This is a genomic window from Streptomyces flavalbus (assembly GCF_042674625.1).
In the GTDB taxonomy this organism is placed as follows: domain Bacteria; phylum Actinomycetota; class Actinomycetes; order Streptomycetales; family Streptomycetaceae; genus Streptomyces; species Streptomyces flavalbus.
On record NZ_JBHTEB010000001.1, the window covers coordinates 5,195,617 to 5,215,096 of the forward strand.

Annotated in this window: 21 protein-coding genes; 12 read left to right on the forward strand and 9 right to left on the reverse strand. The window is 72.8% G+C overall.

Annotated elements, in window-relative coordinates; genetic code table 11:
• Positions 1–8: 8 nt before the first annotated feature.
• On the reverse strand, positions 9–1,037 hold the full coding sequence (locus tag ACFQZ6_RS23465; RefSeq protein WP_381618582.1) for a GNAT family N-acetyltransferase: 1,029 nt from the start codon (positions 1,035–1,037) through the stop codon (positions 9–11).
• A 141-nt stretch (positions 1,038–1,178) separates the two neighbouring features.
• On the opposite strand from ACFQZ6_RS23465, the gene fdxA reads away from it, so the two are divergent.
• The gene (gene fdxA, locus ACFQZ6_RS23470; protein ID WP_053665104.1) at positions 1,179–1,505 is read left to right on the forward strand and encodes a ferredoxin; all 327 of its coding nucleotides are present in this window, start codon (positions 1,179–1,181) and stop codon (positions 1,503–1,505) included.
• A gap of 125 nt (positions 1,506–1,630) precedes the next feature.
• Entirely contained in the window at positions 1,631–2,728 is a 1,098-nt protein-coding gene (locus ACFQZ6_RS23475) for a bifunctional succinyldiaminopimelate transaminase/glutamate-prephenate aminotransferase (RefSeq protein ID WP_381618585.1), read from the forward strand.
• A gap of 158 nt (positions 2,729–2,886) precedes the next feature.
• On the opposite strand, the gene ACFQZ6_RS23480 is transcribed toward ACFQZ6_RS23475, so the two are convergent.
• Both ACFQZ6_RS23480 and ACFQZ6_RS23485 read right to left on the reverse strand, forming a co-directional pair.
• Positions 2,887–3,321, reverse strand: a complete 435-nt coding sequence (locus ACFQZ6_RS23480) for an ATP-binding protein (RefSeq protein WP_381612164.1) — start codon at positions 3,319–3,321, stop codon at positions 2,887–2,889.
• Between the two features lie 297 nt (positions 3,322–3,618).
• Positions 3,619–4,611 carry a heavy metal transporter gene (locus ACFQZ6_RS23485; protein WP_381612165.1) on the reverse strand — a complete coding sequence of 331 codons (993 nt, stop codon included), beginning with the start codon at positions 4,609–4,611 and terminating at the stop codon, positions 3,619–3,621.
• 53 nt (positions 4,612–4,664) lie between these two features.
• On the opposite strand from ACFQZ6_RS23485, the gene dapE reads away from it, so the two are divergent.
• Positions 4,665–5,744 carry a succinyl-diaminopimelate desuccinylase gene (dapE, locus tag ACFQZ6_RS23490; RefSeq protein ID WP_381612166.1) on the forward strand — a complete coding sequence of 360 codons (1,080 nt, stop codon included), beginning with the start codon at positions 4,665–4,667 and terminating at the stop codon, positions 5,742–5,744.
• A gap of 109 nt (positions 5,745–5,853) precedes the next feature.
• Positions 5,854–6,609, forward strand: a complete 756-nt coding sequence (locus ACFQZ6_RS23495) for an LOG family protein (RefSeq protein WP_381612168.1) — start codon at positions 5,854–5,856, stop codon at positions 6,607–6,609.
• Positions 6,610–6,660: 51 nt separating this feature from the next.
• Here ACFQZ6_RS23495 and folP read toward each other — a convergent pair whose 3' ends face one another.
• A complete protein-coding gene (gene folP / locus ACFQZ6_RS23500; RefSeq protein ID WP_381612170.1) occupies positions 6,661–7,521 on the reverse strand; it encodes a dihydropteroate synthase in 861 nt (286 codons plus the stop codon).
• A 215-nt stretch (positions 7,522–7,736) separates the two neighbouring features.
• Here folP and ACFQZ6_RS23505 point away from each other — a divergent pair, with 215 nt between their 5' ends.
• The gene (locus tag ACFQZ6_RS23505) at positions 7,737–8,084 is read left to right on the forward strand and encodes a DivIVA domain-containing protein (RefSeq protein WP_381618588.1); all 348 of its coding nucleotides are present in this window, start codon (positions 7,737–7,739) and stop codon (positions 8,082–8,084) included.
• Positions 8,081–8,698, forward strand: a complete 618-nt coding sequence (locus tag ACFQZ6_RS23510) for a DNA-3-methyladenine glycosylase I (RefSeq protein ID WP_381612172.1) — start codon at positions 8,081–8,083, stop codon at positions 8,696–8,698. The genes ACFQZ6_RS23505 and ACFQZ6_RS23510 overlap by 4 nt, the downstream gene beginning before the upstream one ends.
• Before the next feature lie 30 nt (positions 8,699–8,728).
• Here ACFQZ6_RS23510 and chcB read toward each other — a convergent pair whose 3' ends face one another.
• Positions 8,729–9,532 carry a 2-cyclohexenylcarbonyl CoA isomerase gene (gene chcB, locus ACFQZ6_RS23515; RefSeq protein WP_381612174.1) on the reverse strand — a complete coding sequence of 268 codons (804 nt, stop codon included), beginning with the start codon at positions 9,530–9,532 and terminating at the stop codon, positions 8,729–8,731.
• Between the two features lie 384 nt (positions 9,533–9,916).
• Between chcB and ACFQZ6_RS23520 the strand changes: the two genes are divergently transcribed.
• Entirely contained in the window at positions 9,917–10,084 is a 168-nt protein-coding gene (locus ACFQZ6_RS23520) for a DUF3117 domain-containing protein (RefSeq protein WP_003966491.1), read from the forward strand.
• A 103-nt stretch (positions 10,085–10,187) separates the two neighbouring features.
• Here the strand turns inward: ACFQZ6_RS23520 and ACFQZ6_RS23525 are convergent, their stop codons facing one another.
• On the reverse strand, positions 10,188–10,889 hold the full coding sequence (locus tag ACFQZ6_RS23525) for an O-methyltransferase (protein WP_381618591.1): 702 nt from the start codon (positions 10,887–10,889) through the stop codon (positions 10,188–10,190).
• Positions 10,890–11,052: 163 nt separating this feature from the next.
• On the opposite strand from ACFQZ6_RS23525, the gene sigE reads away from it, so the two are divergent.
• The 5 genes from sigE (at position 11,053) to ACFQZ6_RS23550 (ending at position 16,252) form a co-directional block, all read left to right on the forward strand.
• A complete protein-coding gene (gene sigE, locus ACFQZ6_RS23530) occupies positions 11,053–11,826 on the forward strand; it encodes an RNA polymerase sigma factor SigE (RefSeq protein ID WP_381612176.1) in 774 nt (257 codons plus the stop codon).
• Complete coding sequence (locus tag ACFQZ6_RS23535; protein ID WP_381612178.1) at positions 11,823–12,884, forward strand: anti-sigma factor family protein; 1,062 nt, start codon at positions 11,823–11,825, stop codon at positions 12,882–12,884. The genes sigE and ACFQZ6_RS23535 overlap by 4 nt, the downstream gene beginning before the upstream one ends.
• A gap of 135 nt (positions 12,885–13,019) precedes the next feature.
• Positions 13,020–14,729 (forward strand): S1C family serine protease, encoded by a 1,710-nt coding sequence (locus ACFQZ6_RS23540; RefSeq protein WP_381612180.1) that lies wholly within the window; start codon positions 13,020–13,022, stop codon positions 14,727–14,729.
• Between the two features lie 209 nt (positions 14,730–14,938).
• Positions 14,939–15,394, forward strand: a complete 456-nt coding sequence (locus tag ACFQZ6_RS23545; RefSeq protein WP_381612182.1) for a sec-independent translocase — start codon at positions 14,939–14,941, stop codon at positions 15,392–15,394.
• A 198-nt stretch (positions 15,395–15,592) separates the two neighbouring features.
• Positions 15,593–16,252, forward strand: coding sequence for a hypothetical protein (locus tag ACFQZ6_RS23550; protein ID WP_381612183.1), 660 nt, complete (start codon positions 15,593–15,595; stop codon positions 16,250–16,252).
• Between the two features lie 87 nt (positions 16,253–16,339).
• Here the strand turns inward: ACFQZ6_RS23550 and ACFQZ6_RS23555 are convergent, their stop codons facing one another.
• From ACFQZ6_RS23555 to ACFQZ6_RS23565, 3 genes are read right to left on the reverse strand one after another with little or no spacing between them, the layout of a single operon-like run.
• Entirely contained in the window at positions 16,340–17,473 is a 1,134-nt protein-coding gene (locus ACFQZ6_RS23555) for an Mrp/NBP35 family ATP-binding protein (RefSeq protein WP_381612185.1), read from the reverse strand.
• A 43-nt stretch (positions 17,474–17,516) separates the two neighbouring features.
• Positions 17,517–18,119, reverse strand: a complete 603-nt coding sequence (locus tag ACFQZ6_RS23560; protein WP_381612187.1) for a DUF1003 domain-containing protein — start codon at positions 18,117–18,119, stop codon at positions 17,517–17,519.
• Positions 18,109–19,392, reverse strand: coding sequence for a magnesium transporter MgtE N-terminal domain-containing protein (locus ACFQZ6_RS23565; protein WP_381612189.1), 1,284 nt, complete (start codon positions 19,390–19,392; stop codon positions 18,109–18,111). Before ACFQZ6_RS23565 ends, ACFQZ6_RS23560 begins: the two co-directional genes overlap by 11 nt.
• Between the last annotated feature and the right edge of the window lie 88 nt (positions 19,393–19,480).

A 19,480-nucleotide genomic window follows, 5' to 3' on the forward strand; every position in this document is an offset into this window, starting at 1 on the left:
GCTGCCCTTCAGCAGAGGCGGGTTCCGTCAGCGGACGACGGGCCGTCCGGCTCCCGGTAGTGGTGGTAGGCGTGGTGCGCGGAGAACCCCATCCGGGCGTACAGCTCCCGCGCCCCCGCGTTCTCCGTCTCCACCTGGAGCCACGCCGCCGAGGCGCCCTCGGCGAGCGCCTGCCGGGCCAGCGCGGCCATCACGGTCGTCGCGAGCCCCTGGCGCCGCCGCTCCGGGGCGACCTCGACCGCGGCGAACCCGGCCCACCGCCCGTCCACGACCAGCCGCCCGATCGCGTCCGGCGCGCCCCCGGCACCGGGCACCGCCGCGAACCACACCGACGGCCCGCCGCCCAGCACCCGCAGGGCCACGTCACTCACGCCCTTGCGCTGGTACCGCGCCAGCCAGCCGTCGTCGGCGGTCCGCGACAGCACGACCGCGCCGGGACCGTCCCGCAGGTCCGCGACCCGCGCCAGCGCCCCGGTCCACAGCTCCGCGGTCACCTCCCGCACCCAACCGCGCCGCTCCAGCTCCGCGCAGAGCAACTCCTGCGTCCCCTCGCCACCGGTGGCGGTCTGGACGTAGGCGGGCAGCCCGCGGGCGCCGTACCAGCGCCGTACGGCGGCCAGCGCCTCGTCCAGCGGTACCCCGGGGTCGCCGAGCGGCAGCACCGAGTTGGCCCGCCGGGTGAACCCGGAGGCGGCCCGCAGCTCCCACCGGCCGAGCCACTCGCTCTCCACCGGCCGCCAGGCCCGCGCGGAGACGCGGGCCAGCTCCTCGTACGACGCGGCGGGCCCCCGGCGCCGGGCGGGCGCCGCGGGCACCACCTTCCCGGCGACCAGCGAGGCCCGCGCGATCGGCACGGACTCCCCGTCCCGCTTTGTGATCACGAGCACATCGTCATCCCATGATGTGAGAACACCCACCGTGTCGGTGAATTTCCCCTCTGTGCCCGACGCGCCGGTCAACCGTCGTACGGATACGCGTTTGCCCACGTCAGCGGCGGTGAGACGGACCTCAAGGCGTCCAGCGGCCGACATTTCCACAGGCCAGTTCACCCCTCCTGTTCGGATCATGCCCAGGAACGGAGATACTAGGGGCGGGCATCGACGACGCCGCGCTCCCGCGCGCCAGGCGGCGGAGCCTGAGGAGGCCCGCCAGCGCCCGTATCGAGGAGGAACGACAGCGTGACCTACGTCATCGCGCAGCCTTGTGTCGACGTCAAGGACAAGGCGTGCATCGAGGAGTGCCCGGTCGACTGCATCTACGAGGGCCAGCGGTCCTTGTACATCCACCCGGACGAATGCGTCGACTGCGGTGCCTGTGAGCCGGTATGCCCGGTCGAGGCGATCTTCTACGAGGACGACACTCCGGAGGAGTGGAAGGACTACTACAAGGCGAACGTCGAGTTCTTCGACGAACTGGGCTCCCCGGGCGGTGCCAGCAAGCTCGGACTGATCGAGCGGGACCACCCCTTCATCGCCGCGCTGCCGCCGCAGGCTTCGGGCGAGTAACACCCCAAGCGGCCCGCACACCGCGCCGCCTCGGTCCCGTACGGCCCGATGACCCAGGTCATCACCGGCGCCGTACGGGACCGAGGCGTTTCCGAGTGACGTACGAGAAAGTGAGCCAGCACCCCGTGTCCTCCGTCACCGACCGCCTCCCGGCCTTCCCCTGGGACAAGCTCGCGCCCTACAAGAAGACGGCCGCCGAGCACCCCGGCGGCATCGTCGACCTGTCCGTGGGCACCCCGGTCGACCCGGTCCCCGAGCTGATCCAGAAGGCGCTGGTCGCCGCCGCCGACTCGCCGGGCTACCCGACCGTCTGGGGCACCCCCGAGCTGCGCGACGCGATCACCGGCTGGCTCGGCCGCCGCCTCGGCGCCCGCGACCTGACCCACCGCCACGTGCTGCCGGTCGTCGGCTCCAAGGAACTCGTGGCCTGGCTCCCCACCCAGCTCGGCCTCGGCCCCGGCGACAAGGTGGCCTACCCGCGCCTCGCCTACCCCACCTACGAGGTCGGCGCCCGTCTGGCGCGGACGGACCACGAGGTCTACGACGACCCGACCGAGCTGGACCCGGCCAACCTCAAGCTGCTCTGGCTCAACTCCCCGTCCAACCCGACCGGCAGGGTGCTGTCCCAGGCGGAGCTGACGCGGATCGTCGCCTGGGCCCGTGCCCACGGCGTCCTGGTCCTCTCCGACGAGTGCTACCTCGAACTGGGCTGGGAGGCCGACCCGGTCTCGGTCCTGCACCCGGACGTGAACGGCGGCTCCTACGACGGCATCGTGGCCGTCCACTCCCTCTCCAAGCGCTCCAACCTGGCCGGTTACCGGGCCGCGTTCATCGCCGGTGACCCGGCCGTCCTCGGCCCGCTGCTGGAGATCCGCAAGCACGGCGGCCTGATGACGTCGGCCCCGACCCAGGCGGCCGTCGTGGCGGCCCTCGGCGACGACGACCACGTCCACGCCCAGCGCGCCCGCTACGCCGCCCGCCGCACCGCCCTCCGCGACGCCCTGCTGTCCCACGGCTTCCGCATCGAACACAGCGAGGCCAGCCTCTACCTCTGGGCCACCCGGGACGAGCCCTGCTGGGACACCGTCGCCCACCTCGCCACCCTCGGCATCCTCGTGGCCCCGGGCGACTTCTACGGTCCCGCGGGCGCCACGTTCGTCCGCGTGGCCTTCACGGCGACGGACGAGCGGGTGGCGGCGGCGGTGACCAGGCTGGCCGGGTAACTGCCGCGTGGCTGTGGGCAGTCGTTCCGCAGGGCGGAACGGGTGGGCACAGCCCCAGACGCCGGGCGCCCAACCAACAGACGGCACCTGCGCCCACCAAAACGGCGGTGGGGCCAGGGAAACCCCTGAACCCCACCGCCAGCAACAACAGAAGCGGGTCAGCCCACCGGCAGGCCCTGCACCGGCAGCGCACCGCCCTTGGCCAGCCCATCCGTGGGCAGCCCGCCCTTGGTCGCGGTCTTCGCCGTGTCACCCAGCACGTCCCCCGCGGCCCCGGCCGCGTCACCGGCCGCCTTCTGCACCGCGGGAGTCGCCTTCTTCACGGCCTGACCACCGGTCTTGCCCGCGGCCGGAACCGCCTTCTTGACCGCCTTGCTGCCGGTCTCACCGGCCGCACCGGTGAGGTTCTGCGCCGCACCGTCGACGGTGTTGCCGACGTTCGCCCCGTCCAGGGCGGTCAGACCGCTCAGGTTGGGCGTGGCGGGCAGCTCGGGGGCCGCGCTGGCCGAGCCAGCCGCACCGACCCCGGCGGCCGCTCCCGCAGCGACGAGCAGCGCGGCACGGGCGATCCGACGGGTCAGGGGGAGGGACATGGTGCTCCTTTGACGGGAGAGAACAGGTGGAAGGCTGTTGATCGTCCGGGCCCAGACGCAGTGACTACCGCTCGAACCCCGGGAAGGTTGCGGCGGCGCAACGTAAAGAGTTGGCAATGCGTCGCATTATCTGCTGTGGATAAAAACGGGCAAAGGACACCGCCCCGGAAAGCCCGCGAAACCCCGACAGCCCTTTGCTGCCAAGGATTCCGCCCGATCCGGGGGCGTCAGCGCGAAACCCCGTGGATCCGGCCGTCACCGAGCCGTACGGCTAACCCGGGAGGGTGAGGCCCCGCACTACTGTCCAGTGACGATTCGGACGGCGCCCGCGGCCCCGCCCGCGCCAGTGGACCCCTTGGCGTCGGTCGCCCCGGTGGTGCGCCACCGGCTGTCGGTGTTCCCGGCGGTCCACGTCCGGCCCGCGTAGGAGACGCTCTCGATGTGCAGGGTGGAGGCGTTGGCGACCGCCCAGTGGGCCAGTTGCCAGCCGCGCTGCTCGACGGTGCGCCCGGCCACGGCGTTGGTGTCCTCGGAGACGGGCACGGTCACCGCCCGCCCACTGGTCTCGGCGGCGACCTCGGCCGCGCCCGCGGACTCCTGCCCGTCCCCGTCCACCTCGGCGGCGGTCTCCTCCAGCGCGTCCCGCCCGAAGTCCCGCACCAGCGCCGAGCGCACCGCGTCCGGCCCCGCGGCCTGGGTCGCCGCCGGGCGCCCGTCGCAGGTCAGCGTGGCCCCCGCGCGGCCGGTGAGGGCGGCGGCGAGCAGCGTGGCGTCGGGTTCGTGCTTGGCGTACGCCTCCGGGAAGCCGCTGCGCTGCACGCGCTGCGCGGCCACGGTGAGCGGCAGCCGGGTGTAGTCGGGGACCTTGGCGAGGTGGTCGTAGAACATGCCCGCCGCGTACGACGGGTCCATGATCTGCTCCTCGCTGCCCCATCCCATGGACGGCCGCTGCTGGAACAGGCCGAGCGAGTCGCGGTCGCCGTAGCCGATGTTGCGCAGCGCGGACTCCTGGAGGGCGGTCGCCAGCGCGATCGTCACGGCCCGTTCGGGCATACCGCGCGCTATGCCGACGGCGGTGACCGTCGCGGCGTTGACCGCCTGCTCCTGCGAGAACTCGTACGTGGCTCCGCGGTCCCCGGCCGAGACGACCTTGCAGCCGGGAGCGCCGGTCCCGCCGGTGACGTACTGCACCGCGAGGTAACCGGCGACCGCGCACAGGACCACGAGGGCCGCCGCGGCACGGAGGAGACGGCCGCGACGCTTGCGGGTGGTGGGGGACGGCTCTGGCACGCGATACAAGGTACTGGAGAGTACGGAAACCGGCGGGGGTTAGGGTCGACGCCATGTCGGACACCCCGCTTGACCTCACCCTGGACGCCGCGAAGCTCACCGCGCGGCTGGTCGACCTCCCCTCCGAGAGCGGCACCGAGAAGCCCCTCGCGGACGCGATCGAGACCGCGCTGCGCGCCCTGCCGCACCTGACGGTCGACCGGTACGGCAACAACGTCGTCGCCCGCACGCACCTGGGCCGCGACCAGCGCGTCATCCTCGCCGGGCACATCGACACCGTCCCCATCGCGGACAACGTCCCCTCCCGGCTGGACGCCGACGGCGTGCTGTGGGGCTGCGGCACCTGCGACATGAAGGCCGGGGTCGCGGTCCAGCTCCGCGTCGCGGCCACGGTCCCCGCCCCCAACCGCGACCTGACGTTCGTCTTCTACGACAACGAGGAGGTCGCCGCCGAGCTGAACGGCCTCAAGCACGTCGCCGAGGCGCACCCGGAGTGGCTGGAGGGCGACTTCGCGGTGCTGCTCGAACCGTCCGATGGCGAGGTGGAGGGCGGCTGCCAGGGCACCCTGCGGATGGTCCTGAGGACGACGGGCGAGCGGGCGCACTCGGCGCGCAGTTGGATGGGCTCCAACGCCATCCACGCCGCCGCCCCGATCCTGGCCCGGCTCGCCGCGTACGAGCCGCGCAACCCGGTGATCGACGGCCTCCAGTACCGCGAGGGCCTCAACGCCGTACGGATCTCGGGCGGGGTCGCCGGGAACGTCATCCCCGACGCGTGCGAGGTCGCGGTCAACTTCCGCTACGCGCCGGACCGTACGGAGGACGAGGCGGTGGCCCACGTCCGCGAGGTCTTCGCGGACTGCGGGGTCACGGAGTTCGTGGTCGAGGACCACAGCGGCGGCGCGCTGCCCGGCCTGTCGCACCCGGCCGCGGCGGCGTTCATCGAGGCGGTCGGCGGCACCCCGCAGCCCAAGTACGGCTGGACGGACGTCTCCCGCTTCTCCGCGCTCGGCATCCCGGCGGTCAACTACGGCCCCGGCAACCCGCACTTGGCGCACAGGCGGGACGAACGCGTCGAGACCGCCAAGATCCTGGCGGGGGAGGAGCGCCTGCGGGCCTGGCTCACGGCATGACGGCGGGGGCCGGTTTACCCGGCCGTACGGCGGACATGCTCAGGTACCCCGTACGTAACCCGCGTAGATCTACGCTGAGGTGGAGAGACGGCAAGCGGAGGGAGCGCACATGGCTACCGGTAACCCCGGGAACGACAGGCGGCCTGAGGAGCAGCGCCTGGGACCGGTCCTCCGGCGACGCGGCCAGATCACGGCGAGTACGACGGACCAGCGGCTGCTGGACACCGGCGGCCCGTCGGACTGGGTGCACACCGACCCCTGGCGCGTGCTGCGCATCCAGTCCGAGTTCGTGGAGGGCTTCGGCACCCTCGCCGAACTCCCGCCCGCGATCAGCGTCTTCGGCTCGGCCCGCACCCCGGCCGACTCCCCGGAGTACGAGGCGGGCGTGCGGCTCGGCCGGGGCCTGGTCGACGCGGGCTTCGCGGTCATCACGGGCGGCGGCCCCGGCGCGATGGAGGCCGCCAACAAGGGCGCCCTGGAGGCGGGCGGCGTCTCGGTGGGCCTCGGCATCGAGCTGCCCTTCGAGCAGGGGCTCAACCCCTATGTCGACATCGGCCTGAACTTCCGCTACTTCTTCGTCCGCAAGATGATGTTCGTCAAGTACGCGCAGGGGTTCGTGGTCCTGCCCGGCGGCCTCGGCACCCTCGACGAACTCTTCGAGGCGCTCACCCTGGTCCAGACCCAGAAGGTCACCCGCTTCCCGATCGTCCTGTTCGGCTCGGAGTACTGGGGCGGGCTGGTGGACTGGCTGAAGAACACCCTCATCGCCCAGGGCAAGGCCGCCGAGAAGGACCTGACCCTGTTCCACGTGACGGACGACGTGGACGAGGCGGTGGCCCTGGTGTCGAAGGAAGCGGGCAGGTGACTCCCACCCCGTCCGGCGGCTGAGGGCGAGGCCCGCCCAGGGCCTCCGCCGCTACGCCAGCCCCCGCCGGGCGACCGCGGGCTGCCGCCACCCCGCGATCGCCGCCACCATGTCCACCACCTGCCGGGTCTCGGCCACCTCGTGCACCCGGTACACCTGCGCCCCCAGCCACATGGACACCGCGGTCGTGGCCAGCGTGCCCACCACCCGCTCCTTCACGGGCTTGTCGAGCGTCTCGCCCACGAAGTCCTTGTTGGACAGCGACACCAGCACCGGCCACCCGGTGTCCACCATCTCCCCGAGCCGCCGCGTCGCCTCCAGGCTGTGCCGCGTGTTCTTCCCGAAGTCGTGCCCGGGATCGATCAGCACCGACTCGCGCGGCACCCCCAGCGCCACCGCCCGCTCGGCCAGCCCCAGGGTGACCCGCAGGATGTCGGCCATCACGTCGTCGTACGTCACCCGGTGCGGCCGGGTCCGCGGCTGCGCGCCGCCCGCGTGGGTGCACACCAGCCCCACCCGGTAGCGCGCGGCGACCTCCGCGAGCCGCGGGTCGACGCCGCCCCACGCGTCGTTCAGCAGGTCGGCCCCCGCCTCGCACACCGCCTCGCCGACCTCGTGCCGCCAGGTGTCGACGCTGATGACGACGTCGGGGAAGCGCCGCCGCACCTCGGCCACGAACCCGACGGTCCGCCGCGCCTCCTCCTCGGCGCTGACCTCCTCGCCGGGCCCGGCCTTCACCCCGCCGATGTCGATGATCGCGGCGCCCTCGGCCACCGCCTGCTCCACGCGGGCGAGGGCGGGCTCGTCGCGGAAGGTCGCCCCCTGGTCGTAGAAGGAGTCCGGGGTCCGGTTCACGATCGCCATGATCACCGGCTCGCGCGGGTCGAACTCCCGCCTGCCCAGCCTGAGCATCCCCTGTGGCCCCTCTTCGTCGATGCGTCGTCGATAAGTCCTGGTCCTCGGCCCTTACGGCCGCCTGCGACCCTAACTGTCAGAGTCGCATGGCACGATCGGACCCTGACGCATCCGCGCCCGTCGGCACCGCCGGCCGCGGATGAACACGGTGGGCACGGTGTGGCACAGTCGGCACGGATCTCTGACTCGGAGCGTGGGGCCTCGCAATGGTTATGTTCTTGTTCCTGGTGGTCGCGCTCGCCGTCGTGGTCGGCGCGGTCACGCTCGCCGTGGTCGGCGGCGGCGAGGGCGGCGGTCCGCTGCCCGAGGTGGCGCCGGAGCGGCTGCACGACATGCTGCCGGAGGACCGCCCGGTCAGCCGCTCGGACATCGACGACCTGCGCTTCCCGCTCGCCGTCCGCGGCTACCGCATGGCCGACGTGGACGACGCCCTGAACCGCCTCGGCGCCGAACTGGCCGAGCGGGACGCGCGCATCGCCGACCTGGAGTCCGCGCTCACCGGGGCCAGAGCCGCCGCCCGCGCCGACCTGCACAAGTCCGAGCCCGAGGAGCGGCAGTGAGCGACGGAGCCGCCCTGGCGGGCCCGGACGGCGCGCTGCGCTGCCCGTGGGCCGTCTCCACCGCGGACTACGTGACGTACCACGACGAGGAGTGGGGCCGCCCGGTCCACGGCGACGACGCCCTCTTCGAGCGGCTCAGCCTGGAGGCGTTCCAGTCCGGGCTGTCCTGGATCACCATCCTGCGCCGCCGCCCCGGCTTCCGCGCCGCGTTCGCGGACTTCGAGATCGGCAAGGTGGCGGCCTTCACCGACACCGACCGGGAACGGCTGCTGGCCGACGCGGGCATCATCCGCAACCGCGCCAAGGTGGACGCCACGCTCGCCAACGCGCGCGTGCTGGCCGAGTGGGCGCCGGGCGAGCTGGACGAGCTGATCTGGTCGTACGCCCCGGACCCGGCCGCCCGCCCGGTCCCGAGGACCCTCGCCGACGTCCCGGCGATCACCCCCGAGTCGACGGCGCTGTCGAAGGCCCTGAAGAAGCGGGGCCTGCGCTTCGTCGGCCCGACGACGGCGTACGCCCTGATGCAGGCGTGCGGACTGGTCGACGACCACCTGGAGACGTGCCTGGTACGGACGGGCGCGGCGGCCGGGACCGGCGGGGCCGACGGCGCCTGACCCCGCCCGCGGCGGCCTTCGCGGGCCCGCTCAGCGGCCCAGGTACTTCGGCTTCTCCTTGTTCACGAACGCCTGGACCGCGATCGCGTGGTCCTGGGACGCGCCCGCGCGGGTCTGGAGTTCGTCCTCCTTGTCCAGGGCCTCGTCCAGCGAGTGGGTGAGGGCGTAGGCCAGGGACTCCTTCAGCGCCGCGTACGCCAGCGTCGGGCCCTCGGCGAGGGCGCGGGCCACCCGCTCCGCCTCGGCGCGCAGGTCGGCGGCCGGTACGACCCGGTTGGCGATGCCCAGCTCGTACGCCTCCCGCGCCTTGATGGAGCGCGGGAAGAGCAGCAGGTCGGCGGCGCGGCCGGGGCCGACCACCCGGGGCAGCGTCCAGGAGATCCCGGAGTCGGCGGTCAGGGCCACCCCCGCGAAGGACGTGTTGAAGGCCGCGGTGTCCGCGACCACCCGGTAGTCCGCGGCGAGCGCGAAGCCGAAGCCCGCCCCGGCCGCGACGCCGTTCACCGCGGCGACCACCGGCTTCGGCGCCCCGGCGAGCGCCCGCACGATCGGGTTGTAGTGCTCCTTCACCGTGCTCATGGTCTGCCCCGAGCCGGACTCCCGGTCGGCGGCGAGCAGCCCGATGTGCTCCTTGAGGTCCTGGCCCACACAGAACGCCCGGTCCCCGGCCGCGGTGAGCAGCACCGCCCGTACGGCCTCGTCGTCCGCCGCGGACCGTACCGCGTCCCGCAGGGCGGCCTTGGTCGCGACGTTCAGCGCGTTCATCGCCTCGGGGCGGTTCAGCGTGATCGTCGCGAGCCCGTCGCCCACCTCGTAGAGCACGGTGTCGGCCATGGCAGATCCCCTCTGGTCGTCTCGGTCGTCGCGGTCGTACCCGTCGGTATGTCCTTGTTCGAAGGACAGCATGACGGAGATCGCCGGTGGTTGACCGTTCCCCGCGTGTGAGCTGCGTCAAAGAATTCGAGCCGGTTTCTGGCCGGGGGAAGTCGGTGCGGCGGCGCAGTATCGCAGTCACATCCCCGAATTGAGTGGTTTTGCTCGCGTGCGTTGCCCAAGCGATGCGGACTGATGTTGGTCATCGGGTCGTGAGATGCGGGATAATGGCTGGGAAGCAATGTGTTCGATGCCGGTGTCGCGCGTCCCCTTCAGGAGACGGCGCGTGCCCTTCAAGGGGCCGTCGGCTACGACGATGAGCTGGTTTCAGGAAGGGGAACGAGCATGGCGGCCATGAAGCCGCGGACGGGCGATGGCCCGCTCGAGGTGACCAAGGAGGGGCGGGGCATCGTCATGCGCGTTCCGCTCGAAGGCGGCGGTCGACTCGTCGTCGAGCTGACCCCTGACGAGGCCGACGCACTGGGCGACGCCCTCAAGAAGGTCGTGGGCTGACGCACACAGGCGACCACACCCTTTCAGCCGCCCCGGCACCGAAACACGGAATTCGGTGCCGGGGCGGCTGTTTGTGCCAGTCGTTCCCCCCGGGCGGCGCAGGTCAGCGCTTGACCGCGCACAGCAGGCCGTCGCCCACCGGCAGCAGCGACGACGTCAGCTCCTGGCTCTCCCGCACCGTGCGCAGCAGCTCCCGCAGCCGCAGCACCTCCGTGGGCTGCGGACCCGAGTCGACCGTACGGCCGCTGGCGAAGACGCCCTCGAAGACCACCAGGCCGCCGGGCCGCAGCAGGCGCAACGATTCAGCGAGGTAGTCCAGTACCTCGTGCCGGTCACCGTCGCAGAAGACGAGGTCGTACCCGGCGTCCGCCAGCCGCGGCAGGACGTCCAGCGCGCGGCCGGGGATGAAGCGGGCGCGGTTGCTGGCGAAGCCGGAGGCGCGGAACGCCTGCCGGGCGAACTGCTGGTGCTCCGGCTCGGGATCGACGGTGGTCAGCACGCCGTCCGGCCTCATGCCGTGCAGCAGGTGGATGCCGGAGACCCCGGTGCCCGTGCCGATCTCCGCGACGGCCTTGGCGTCCACGGAGGCGGCCAGCAGCCGCAGCGCGGCGCCCGTGCCGGGCGACACCGAACGCAAGCCTGCCTCCCGGGCCCGGTCCCGGGCCCAGCGCAGCGCCTCGTCCTCGGCGAGAAAGGCGTCGGCGAACGCCGCCCAGCCCGTCTGCCCGTTGCCGGTAATGACCCTCTCCTGTCCCCGTGGTTGCCTGGGCGTGACTGTATCCGTTGCCGCCGGGAACCCGCAGATGGGACCGGGCGTTAAAAGGGGCAGGAGACGACAGCGGGGGACACGGTTGGATCACGACATGGAGCGGGGCCGCGAGCAAGTGCTGACGCAGCCGCATCAGCGGGACCAGCGCAGATCAAATTCTCGTAAAACCGCTTATCCGGAGCTAACGGACGAGGTGGCTATGGTAGGGGCTCCACTGGACACCACCAGAGCCAACAGGGGAGGTGCGGCTGCGCCTGGGGATCGGGGAGGAGTGCTGCGGCGCTTTCTCGGATCGGCGGGCAGGCCGAAATCCGTGACTGAGACCGCTGCTGACCCCGGCCACGCCGCCGACCGCGACCGGACCGCGACCTTCTCCACCGACGCGGACGGGCAGGCGTGGACTCCGCCCACCTGGGAGGAGATCGTCAGCACGCACAGCGCCCGGGTCTACCGCCTGGCCTACCGCCTCACTGGCAACCAGCACGACGCCGAGGACCTCACCCAGGAGGTCTTCGTCCGTGTCTTCCGCTCCCTGTCGACCTACTCGCCGGGGACGTTCGAGGGCTGGCTGCACCGCATCACCACCAACCTGTTCCTGGACATGGTCCGCCGCAAGCAGCGCATCCGCTTCGACGCCCTCGGCGAGGACGCGGCGGAGCGCCTGCCCAGCCGCGAGCCCTCCCCCCAGCAGGTCTTCAACGACGCCCACTTCGACGCCGACGTCCAGCAGGCCCTGGACACCCTCGCCCCCGAGTTCCGCGCCGCGGTCGTCCTCTGCGACATCGAAGGGCTGTCGTACGAGGAGATCGCCGCGACCCTCGGCGTCAAGCTCGGCACCGTCCGGTCCCGGATCCACCGTGGCCGCTCGCAGCTCCGCAAGGCCCTCGCGCACCGGTCACCCAAGGCGCGTGCCGAGCGCCGCTCCTTCGCGGCCCGTGTTCCCGCACTGGGAGGAGGGGGCGCGTCCGCGTGAGTGGATCACGGCCGAAATCCGCCGGGCAGCGCCTCGCGGACCAGCATCTGGGAGACCGGCTCGCCGCCCTCGTCGACGGCGAACTCGGTCATGACACGCGTGAGCGCGTGCTGGCGCACGTGGCGACCTGCGCGAAGTGCAAGGCGGAGGTCGACGCCCAGCGCCGTCTGAAGAACGTCTTCGCGGAGGCCGCCCCGCCGCCGCCCTCCGAGAGCCTCCTGGCCCGCCTCCAGGGGCTGCCCGGGGGAGGTGACACCGACGTCACGGGCGCGCCGCCGCGGGGGGCAGACCTCCCCGGTGGACTGCCCGGAGCGCCGGGCGCCACCGGGATCTTCGGTGTGAGGCGGGGGGAGCGGTTCGAGTTCGGGTACGTGCCCGCCCGTCCGCACGGCCACGACCCGCTGCTGCCGTCCGGTACGTCCGCCCAGCGGGGCTTCCGCATCCATGACGTCAGTCGGCACGAGGCCGAGCGGGCCGCGTCGCGCGGGCGCCGGTTCGCCTTCGTCGCCGCCGGTGCGGTGTCGCTGGCCGCGATCGCCCTCGGCGGGGTCACCACCGGCGTGCCCGGCGACACCACCGACGCCCGCTCCGGCGCGGGCGGCAGCAACGTCACGCCGCTGCGCAGCCCCGGCACCGGCGCCGCGACCGTCCCCGAGAACCAGCGGCGGCGCGCTTCGAGCCCGCTGTTCGCCCTGGGCCAGGGCGGCCAGCGGTCCCTCGGGGAGACGCCGTCCGCCCCGACCACGGTGTCCGCGCCGCTGCTGCCGGGTACGCCGACGGCCGCCGCCGGGCAGGAGCGCACGCTGCACCACCTCACGGCGCCCGTGGTGGCCGGTGCCGCCGCGATCTCCCCGCTGATACGCCCGCTGGCGAGCACCCCGCCGGTCGAGCTGACCTCATGGGCCACCACGCCCGGGTTCGCCACGTCCGGCCTGCTCGCCGCGCCGGGGCCCGCGGTGACGTCCGTCCCGTCGTCGTCCGCCTCGTCGACTGTCGCGTCACCTGTTTCCTCGCCCGTCGCGTCGCCCGTTGCGTCGTCCGGTGGCACCGCCCGCTGACCGGCCCCTGCGCGTCCGTGCGTGAACCTGGTTGAATCCAGGGTGGGCCGCGCCCCTGGCATGATCGCCGGGCGCGGAGTCGACGAACCGCGGCCACCACCGACGAGCCGTGCCGCGGCCAGCTGTGGGGAGAGCATGAACGAGGGGAAGCCCACGCAGAGCCCGGCCAGCCGCCCTGAGGGGGCCGACACGGGTCCGGGCGCGCTGACGGACGGCGACTTCGAGCTGGAACACCCGGTTCCGCCCGGGGGCGACTTCGAGCTGCGCAAGCCGGAGGAGCCCACGGCGGAGACGGCCCCGGCGGCACCCGCCGACGCCCCCCGTCCCCTGCACGACCCCGACCCCTACAGCACCCCTCCGTACGGCGAGCCGGGCCCGTGGGCCCCCGCACCCCCGGTGCAGCACCCGGCGACACCGGCCCACGGCACGACGACGGCCCCGATGCCGACGCCGGGGCCCACACAGGCACCGGCACCGCTCCCGCCGCACGGCCCGGCGCCCGGCCTGGAGGCGCCAGCACCGGCACCGGCGGCCCCCGGCACCCCCGTACCACCCCAGAGCACCGCCACCGGCCCTCTCGTACCGCCCCAGACCACCGCCCCCGCCACCCCCGTACCGCCCCCGGCCGCCGCTGACGGGCCCCCGGAGGACCCCTGGCGTCGCTACGACCCCTGGGCCGTCGGCGGCGCGGGAGCCGCCGCTCCCACCGTCGTGGAGAGCGAGCCGCGCCCCCGCCGGAAGGTGCGGAAGCCGCTCGTGCTCGGCGCCGTGCTGCTCGCCCTCGTCTCCGGGGGCGTCGGCGGCGTCGTGGGGACGTATCTGGAGCGCAACGGCGGCGTCGGGACCGTAGAGCTGCCGCAGGCCGGGAAGGAGCCCGCGGACCGCGACCCGGGCAGCGTCGCCGGGATCGCCGCGCGGGCCCTGCCCAGCGTCGTCACCCTGCACGTCACCGGCGACGACTCGGGCGGCACGGGCACCGGCTTCGTCCTCGACGGCCAGGGGCACATCCTCACCAACAACCACGTCGTGGAACCCGCGGGCGACGACGGTGAGATAACCGTCACCTTCCACAGCGGCGACACCGCCGAGGCCGAACTCGTCGGCGCCGACAGCGGCTACGACCTCGCCGTGGTCCGGGTGCGCGGCGTCAAGAACCTCCAGCCGATGCCGCTCGGCAACTCGGACAACGTCCAGGTCGGCGACCCGGTCGTCGCCATCGGCGCCCCCTTCGACCTCGCCGGAACCGTCACCTCCGGCATCATCAGCGCCAAGGAGCGCCCCATCACGGCGGGCGGTGAGAAGGGCGACGGCAGCGACATCTCCTACGTCGACGCCCTCCAGACCGACGCCCCGATAAACCCCGGCAACTCCGGCGGCCCCCTGCTCGACACCCGCGGCCGGGTCATCGGCATCAACTCCGCCATCCGCAGCGCCGACAACGGCGCCGACCTGGACGGCGGACAGGCCGGTTCCATCGGCCTCGGCTTCGCCATCCCGGTCAACCAGGCCCGCCGCGTCGCCACGGAACTGATCAACACCGGCCGGGCCACGCACCCCGTCATCGGCATCACCCTCGACATGGACTACAGCGGCGACGGAGCCCGGGTCGGCACCGAGGGCCGCGACGGCGGCGCCCCGGTCACCCCCGGCGGCCCCGGCGACCGGGCCGGGATCGAGCCGGGCGACGTCATCACCGAGGTCGACGGCCAGCGCGTCCACTCCGGCGAGGAACTGATCGTCAAGACCCGCGCCCACCGCCCCGGTGACCAGCTAGAACTGACCGTGGAGCGGGACGGCGAGGAGCGGACGATCTCCCTGGTGCTGGGTTCCTCCGACGGTGACTGACGGCTTCCGGCGGCGACGGGGCGCAAGGCCGGGCGAAGTCACAGCAACCTCACAGCCACACCGTCCGGCCCCGCTCCGCGCCCCTTCCGACAAGGCAAACATCCGGAAAACCGCTCACATACACGCCTTCGGAGGTCACGGGACGGTACCGGTCGGACGGGATCGCCGGGTACCGTGGTTCCCGCCCGGGACATGGCAAGGAGCTTCAGGTGTTCAATGACATAGGACCGCTAGAGCTGGTGACGCTCATCGTCCTCGCCGTGCTCGTCTTCGGTCCGGACAAGCTCCCCAAGGTCATCCAGGACGTGACGCGCACGATCCGGAAGATCCGCGACTTCTCCGAGAGCGCCAAACAGGACATCCGGCAGGAGCTGGGTCCGGAGTTCAAGGACTTCGAGTTCGAGGACCTCAACCCCAAGACGTTCCTCCGCAAGCAGTTGGACAACGACGACCTGGGGCTCAAGGAGATCCGCAACGGCTTCGACCTGAAGAAGGAGATGGCCGAGGTCACGGACGCGGTGCACGGCCGCGACAGCGACACGTCGACGTCCTCCACGTCCGCCCCGGCGTCGCCGTCCGCTCCGCCTTCCTCGTCCTCCGGTGACAAGGTCGACATGACCAAGAAGCCCGACGAGCGCCCGCCCTTCGACGCCGACGCCACCTGAGCCCACCCACCCCTGCTCCGGCGCGCGTCAGGCCGGAACCCGCCGCCCGGACGCTCCACGCGCCGGGCGGTTTCCTGGCTGCCCTCAGTGGTGTGGATATGCTGCCGAGTTGTTGTGCGGACCGTACTCCGAGGAGCGACGCCGCCCGAAGGGGGGCGGGCCGCCCGGTCCGACGAGAGCGAGGAGGCGTCCGGGCAGATGGAGACGACGAGTCAGGCGGTCGAGCAGGCGCCGACCGCGGAGGGCGGCCAGCGGGCCCTCTCCGCGCGGCGCACGGTCGACGGCTACCTGCGCGCGCCCTTCCCGTGGTACGGCCTGGACGAGGCGTTCACGGGGCCGCGCTGGCTGATGCAGGTCGGTACGGCGGCGGACGGGGCCGTGGAGCACGGTGCGATCGGGCACGGCGACGAGCCCGTGGTGCGGGCCGAGGTGACGGCGGAGGAGCGCGAGCGGTTCGCGGTCGTGGTGACGGTCGCCGCCAACCCCGTGCGCCGCAGCGCGGACGGTACGGGGCTGCTGGAGGCCACCTCGGTGTCCTCGGCGGCCTGGCTGGCCGGGGTGGGGCTGCTGTCCTTCACCTGGCCCGGCCAGATGGACCACACCCTGCGTGACGACTGGCTGGACCAGCAGACCGAGACGGCGTGGGCGCTCGCCGACGACCTCGCGGGCCCGGAGTGGTCGACGCTCTCCCTGCCGGTGGACGGCGTTCCCACGCCGTTCCACTACCGGGAGTCGGAGTTCGGCTGGGTGCTGGCCGGGTCCACCGAGCAGGGGGTGCACGTGGGGGCGTACGGCAGGGGGATGAGCGCGTATGGGATCGGCTTCGCCGTGGTGAAGGACATCGAGCAGTACGCGTAGTTCTCCGGGGCGCCGGTCTGAATGCTCGGCGCCCCTCACCGTGGGGGCTTCCCCGGGCCTACCGTGCGCCCGCGCCCCCCAGGAACCCTAGAACTTGTTCCGCGGCGTGATCCCCAGCGACAGCCCCGCCAGGCCCCGCTGCCGTCCGCCCAGCTTGCCCGCGATGGCGCGCAGGGCCGAGCCCGCGGGGGAGTCGGGGTCGGTGAGGACGACCGGCCTGCCGTCGTCGCCGCCCTCGCGGAGGCGGACGTCGATCGGGATGGAGCCGAGGACGGGCACGGTGGCGCCGGTGGTGCGGGTGAGGCCGTCGGCGACCGTCTGACCGCCGCCCGTGCCGAAGACGTCGACCATCTCACCGCAGTGCGGGCACGGCAGCCCCGACATGTTCTCGACCACGCCGACGATCTTCTGGTGGGTCTGCACGGCGATGGAACCCGCCCGCTCCGCCACCTCGGCGGCGGCCTGCTGCGGCGTCGTCACGACCAGGATCTCGGCGTTGGGCACGAGCTGCGCCACGGAGATGGCGATGTCGCCGGTGCCCGGCGGCAGGTCGAGCAGCAGGACGTCCAGGTCGCCCCAGTACACGTCCGCCAGGAACTGCTGGAGCGCCCGGTGGAGCATCGGACCGCGCCACACCACCGGCGTGTTGCCCGGTGTGAACATCCCGATGGAGATGACCTTCACGCCGTTCGCGGACGGCGGCATGATCATGTTCTCGACCTGGGTGGGCAGGCCGTCGGCGCCCAACATGCGCGGCACGGAGTGGCCGTAGATGTCGGCGTCCACGACACCGACCTTCAGGCCGTCGGCCGCCATCGCCGCCGCCAGGTTCACCGTCACCGACGACTTGCCGACGCCGCCCTTGCCGGACGCGACCGCGTACACCCGGGTGAGCGAGCCAGGCTTGGCGAACGGGACCTCGCGCTCGGTCTGGCCGCCGCGCAGGGCGTTCGCCAGCTCCTTGCGCTGCTCGTCGCTCATCACGTCGAGGGTGACGTCGACCCGCGTGACGCCCTCGACCCGCGAGACCGCGTCGGTCACGCGCTGGGTGATGGTGTCGCGCATGGGGCAGCCGGAGACCGTCAGGTACACGGCGACCGCGACCGCTCCGTCCGCGCCGATCTCCACCGATTTGACCATCCCGAGTTCGGTGATGGGGCGGTTGATCTCGGGGTCGTTCACCGTCGCCAGTGCCTCGCGCACCGCGTCTTCCGTAGCCATAAGGACGATGGTACGGCGCCCCGCGCGTGCCCCGAGAGCCCCGTCAGCGGTCGCGTACGTCACGTCCCGGTGACCGTTCCGCCGGGAATACGCGCTGCCCGGATTGTCCGTGGTGCCCGTTGGTGCGCTCCTCCAGCTCCTTCACCACGTCCTGCAACTCGGAGCGGAGCCAGTCGCGGGTGGCGACCTCGCCCAGTCCGATGCGCAGCGCGGCGATCTCCCGGGTCAGGTACTCGGTGTCGGCGATGGACCGCTCGTTCTGCTTGCGGTCCTGTTCGAGGTTGACGCGGTCGCGGTCGTCCTGCCGGTTCTGCGCCAGCAGGATCAGCGGGGCGGCGTACGACGCCTGGAGGGAGAGCGCCAGGGTCAGGAAGATGAACGGGTACTCGTCGAAGCGCACGCTGGGCGGGGCGACGATGTTCCACAGCACCCAGGTGATGATGACGATCGTCATCCCGACCAGGAACCGCCCGGTGCCGATGAACCGGGCGATCCGCTCCGACAGCCGCCCGAACGCCTCCGGGTCCCACTCCGGCAGCAGCCGCCGCCTGGGCGGGCGCGGCTGGTCGAGACGGGGTCGGCCCCGGGTGCTGGCGGTGGCCCCGGCCGGGGCGCGCTCGCGGCCGGTGTCGCGCTCAGGAGCCACCGGCGTCGACCCCCTCGTCCAGGTGGAACTCCGTCTCCCGCCAGTCCTCGGGCAGCATGTGGTCCAGTACGTCGTCCACGGTCACCACCCCGAGCAGCGACCCCGACTCGTCCACGACGGGCGCCGCGACCATGTCGTACGCCGCGAAGAACCCGGCGACCAGCGGCAGTTGCGCGTCCGGCGCGAGCGGCTGGAGGTCGTCGTCGATGACCGAGCTGACCAGGGTGTACGGCGGGTCGCGCAGCAGCCGCTGGAAGTGCACGGTGCCGAGGTACTTGCCGGTCGGGGTCTCGTCGGGCGGGCGGCAGACGTACACCTGGGCGGCGAGCGCGGGGGAGAGGTCGCGGTTGCGGACCCGGGCGAGGGCGTCGGCGACGGTGGCGTCCGGCCGCAGCACGACCGGCTCGGTCGTCATCAGCCCGCCCGCGGTGTGCTCCTCGTACGCCATCAGCCGCCGCATGTCGGCCGCGTCGCCGGGCTGCATCAGGCTCAGCAGCCGCTCCTGGTCGTCGGTGGGCAGCTCGGCCAGCAGGTCGGCGGCGTCGTCGGGGTCCATCGCCTCCAGGACGTCCGCGGCGCGCTCCTCCTTCAGCTTGCCGAGGATCTCGATCTGGTCGTCCTCCGGGAGTTCCTCCAGTACGTCGGCCAGCCGGTCGTCGTCGAGGGCGGCGGCGACCTCCGCGCGGCGCTTGGGGGAGAGGTGGTGCAGGACGTTGGCGAGGTCGGCGGGGCGGAGCTGCTCGAAGGTGGCGAGCAGGCTCTCGGCGCCCTGCCCGTGCTCCTCCAGGGAGAAGCCGCTGACCGCCGACCACTCGACGGTGAGCGTCTCGCCCTTGGCGCGGCGGAAGGCGCCGCCCCTTCTGCCCTTGCGCACGAAGACGCGGTCGATCTCCCAGTCCCGGCGCGCCGGGAGCTGCTGCACCGACAGGTCGAGGACGGTGACCTCCTCGCCGGTCTCGACGAGGCGGACGCGCCGGTCCAGCAGCTCCCCGAAGACCAGCCGCTCGGTGGGGCGCTGCTCGAAGCGCCGGACGTTGAGCACGCCGGTGGTGATGACCTGGCCGGACTCGATGCCGGTCACCCGGGTCATGGGCAGGAAGATCCGGCGGCGGGTGGCGAGTTCGACGACCAGTCCGAGCACCCGCGGCGGGCGTCGGCCGACGCGCAGCATGACGACGAGGTCGCGGACCCGGCCCACCTGGTCGCCGTTCGGATCGAAGACGGGGACCGCGGCGAGGTGGGAGACGAAGATCCGGGGGGCGCCCGCTGCCATGTACCGCGCCTCCTTTTCCTGGAGTGTTCCTGGCGTACCTTCCGTCTTTTCCCTTTTGCCCCCTGGTGTGGGCTTCAGGCTAGCCCGT

What these genes read in the sequence shown, in the direction of transcription:
- ACFQZ6_RS23480 (WP_381612164.1), bottom strand. Translation starts at nt 3,321, where the DNA reads ATGTCCCTCCCCCTGACCCGTCGGATCGCCCGTGCCGCGCTGCTCGTC.
- dapE (WP_381612166.1), top strand. Translation starts at nt 4,665, where the DNA reads ATGTCGGACACCCCGCTTGACCTCACCCTGGACGCCGCGAAGCTCACC.
- ACFQZ6_RS23495 (WP_381612168.1), top strand. Translation starts at nt 5,854, where the DNA reads ATGGCTACCGGTAACCCCGGGAACGACAGGCGGCCTGAGGAGCAGCGC.
- folP (WP_381612170.1), bottom strand. Translation starts at nt 7,521, where the DNA reads ATGCTCAGGCTGGGCAGGCGGGAGTTCGACCCGCGCGAGCCGGTGATC.
- ACFQZ6_RS23505 (WP_381618588.1), top strand. Translation starts at nt 7,737, where the DNA reads ATGTTCTTGTTCCTGGTGGTCGCGCTCGCCGTCGTGGTCGGCGCGGTC.
- chcB (WP_381612174.1), bottom strand. Translation starts at nt 9,532, where the DNA reads ATGGCCGACACCGTGCTCTACGAGGTGGGCGACGGGCTCGCGACGATC.
- ACFQZ6_RS23520 (WP_003966491.1), top strand. Translation starts at nt 9,917, where the DNA reads ATGGCGGCCATGAAGCCGCGGACGGGCGATGGCCCGCTCGAGGTGACC.
- sigE (WP_381612176.1), top strand. Translation starts at nt 11,053, where the DNA reads ATGGTAGGGGCTCCACTGGACACCACCAGAGCCAACAGGGGAGGTGCG.
- ACFQZ6_RS23540 (WP_381612180.1), top strand. Translation starts at nt 13,020, where the DNA reads ATGAACGAGGGGAAGCCCACGCAGAGCCCGGCCAGCCGCCCTGAGGGG.
- ACFQZ6_RS23550 (WP_381612183.1), top strand. Translation starts at nt 15,593, where the DNA reads ATGGAGACGACGAGTCAGGCGGTCGAGCAGGCGCCGACCGCGGAGGGC.
- ACFQZ6_RS23555 (WP_381612185.1), bottom strand. Translation starts at nt 17,473, where the DNA reads ATGGCTACGGAAGACGCGGTGCGCGAGGCACTGGCGACGGTGAACGAC.
- ACFQZ6_RS23565 (WP_381612189.1), bottom strand. Translation starts at nt 19,392, where the DNA reads ATGGCAGCGGGCGCCCCCCGGATCTTCGTCTCCCACCTCGCCGCGGTC.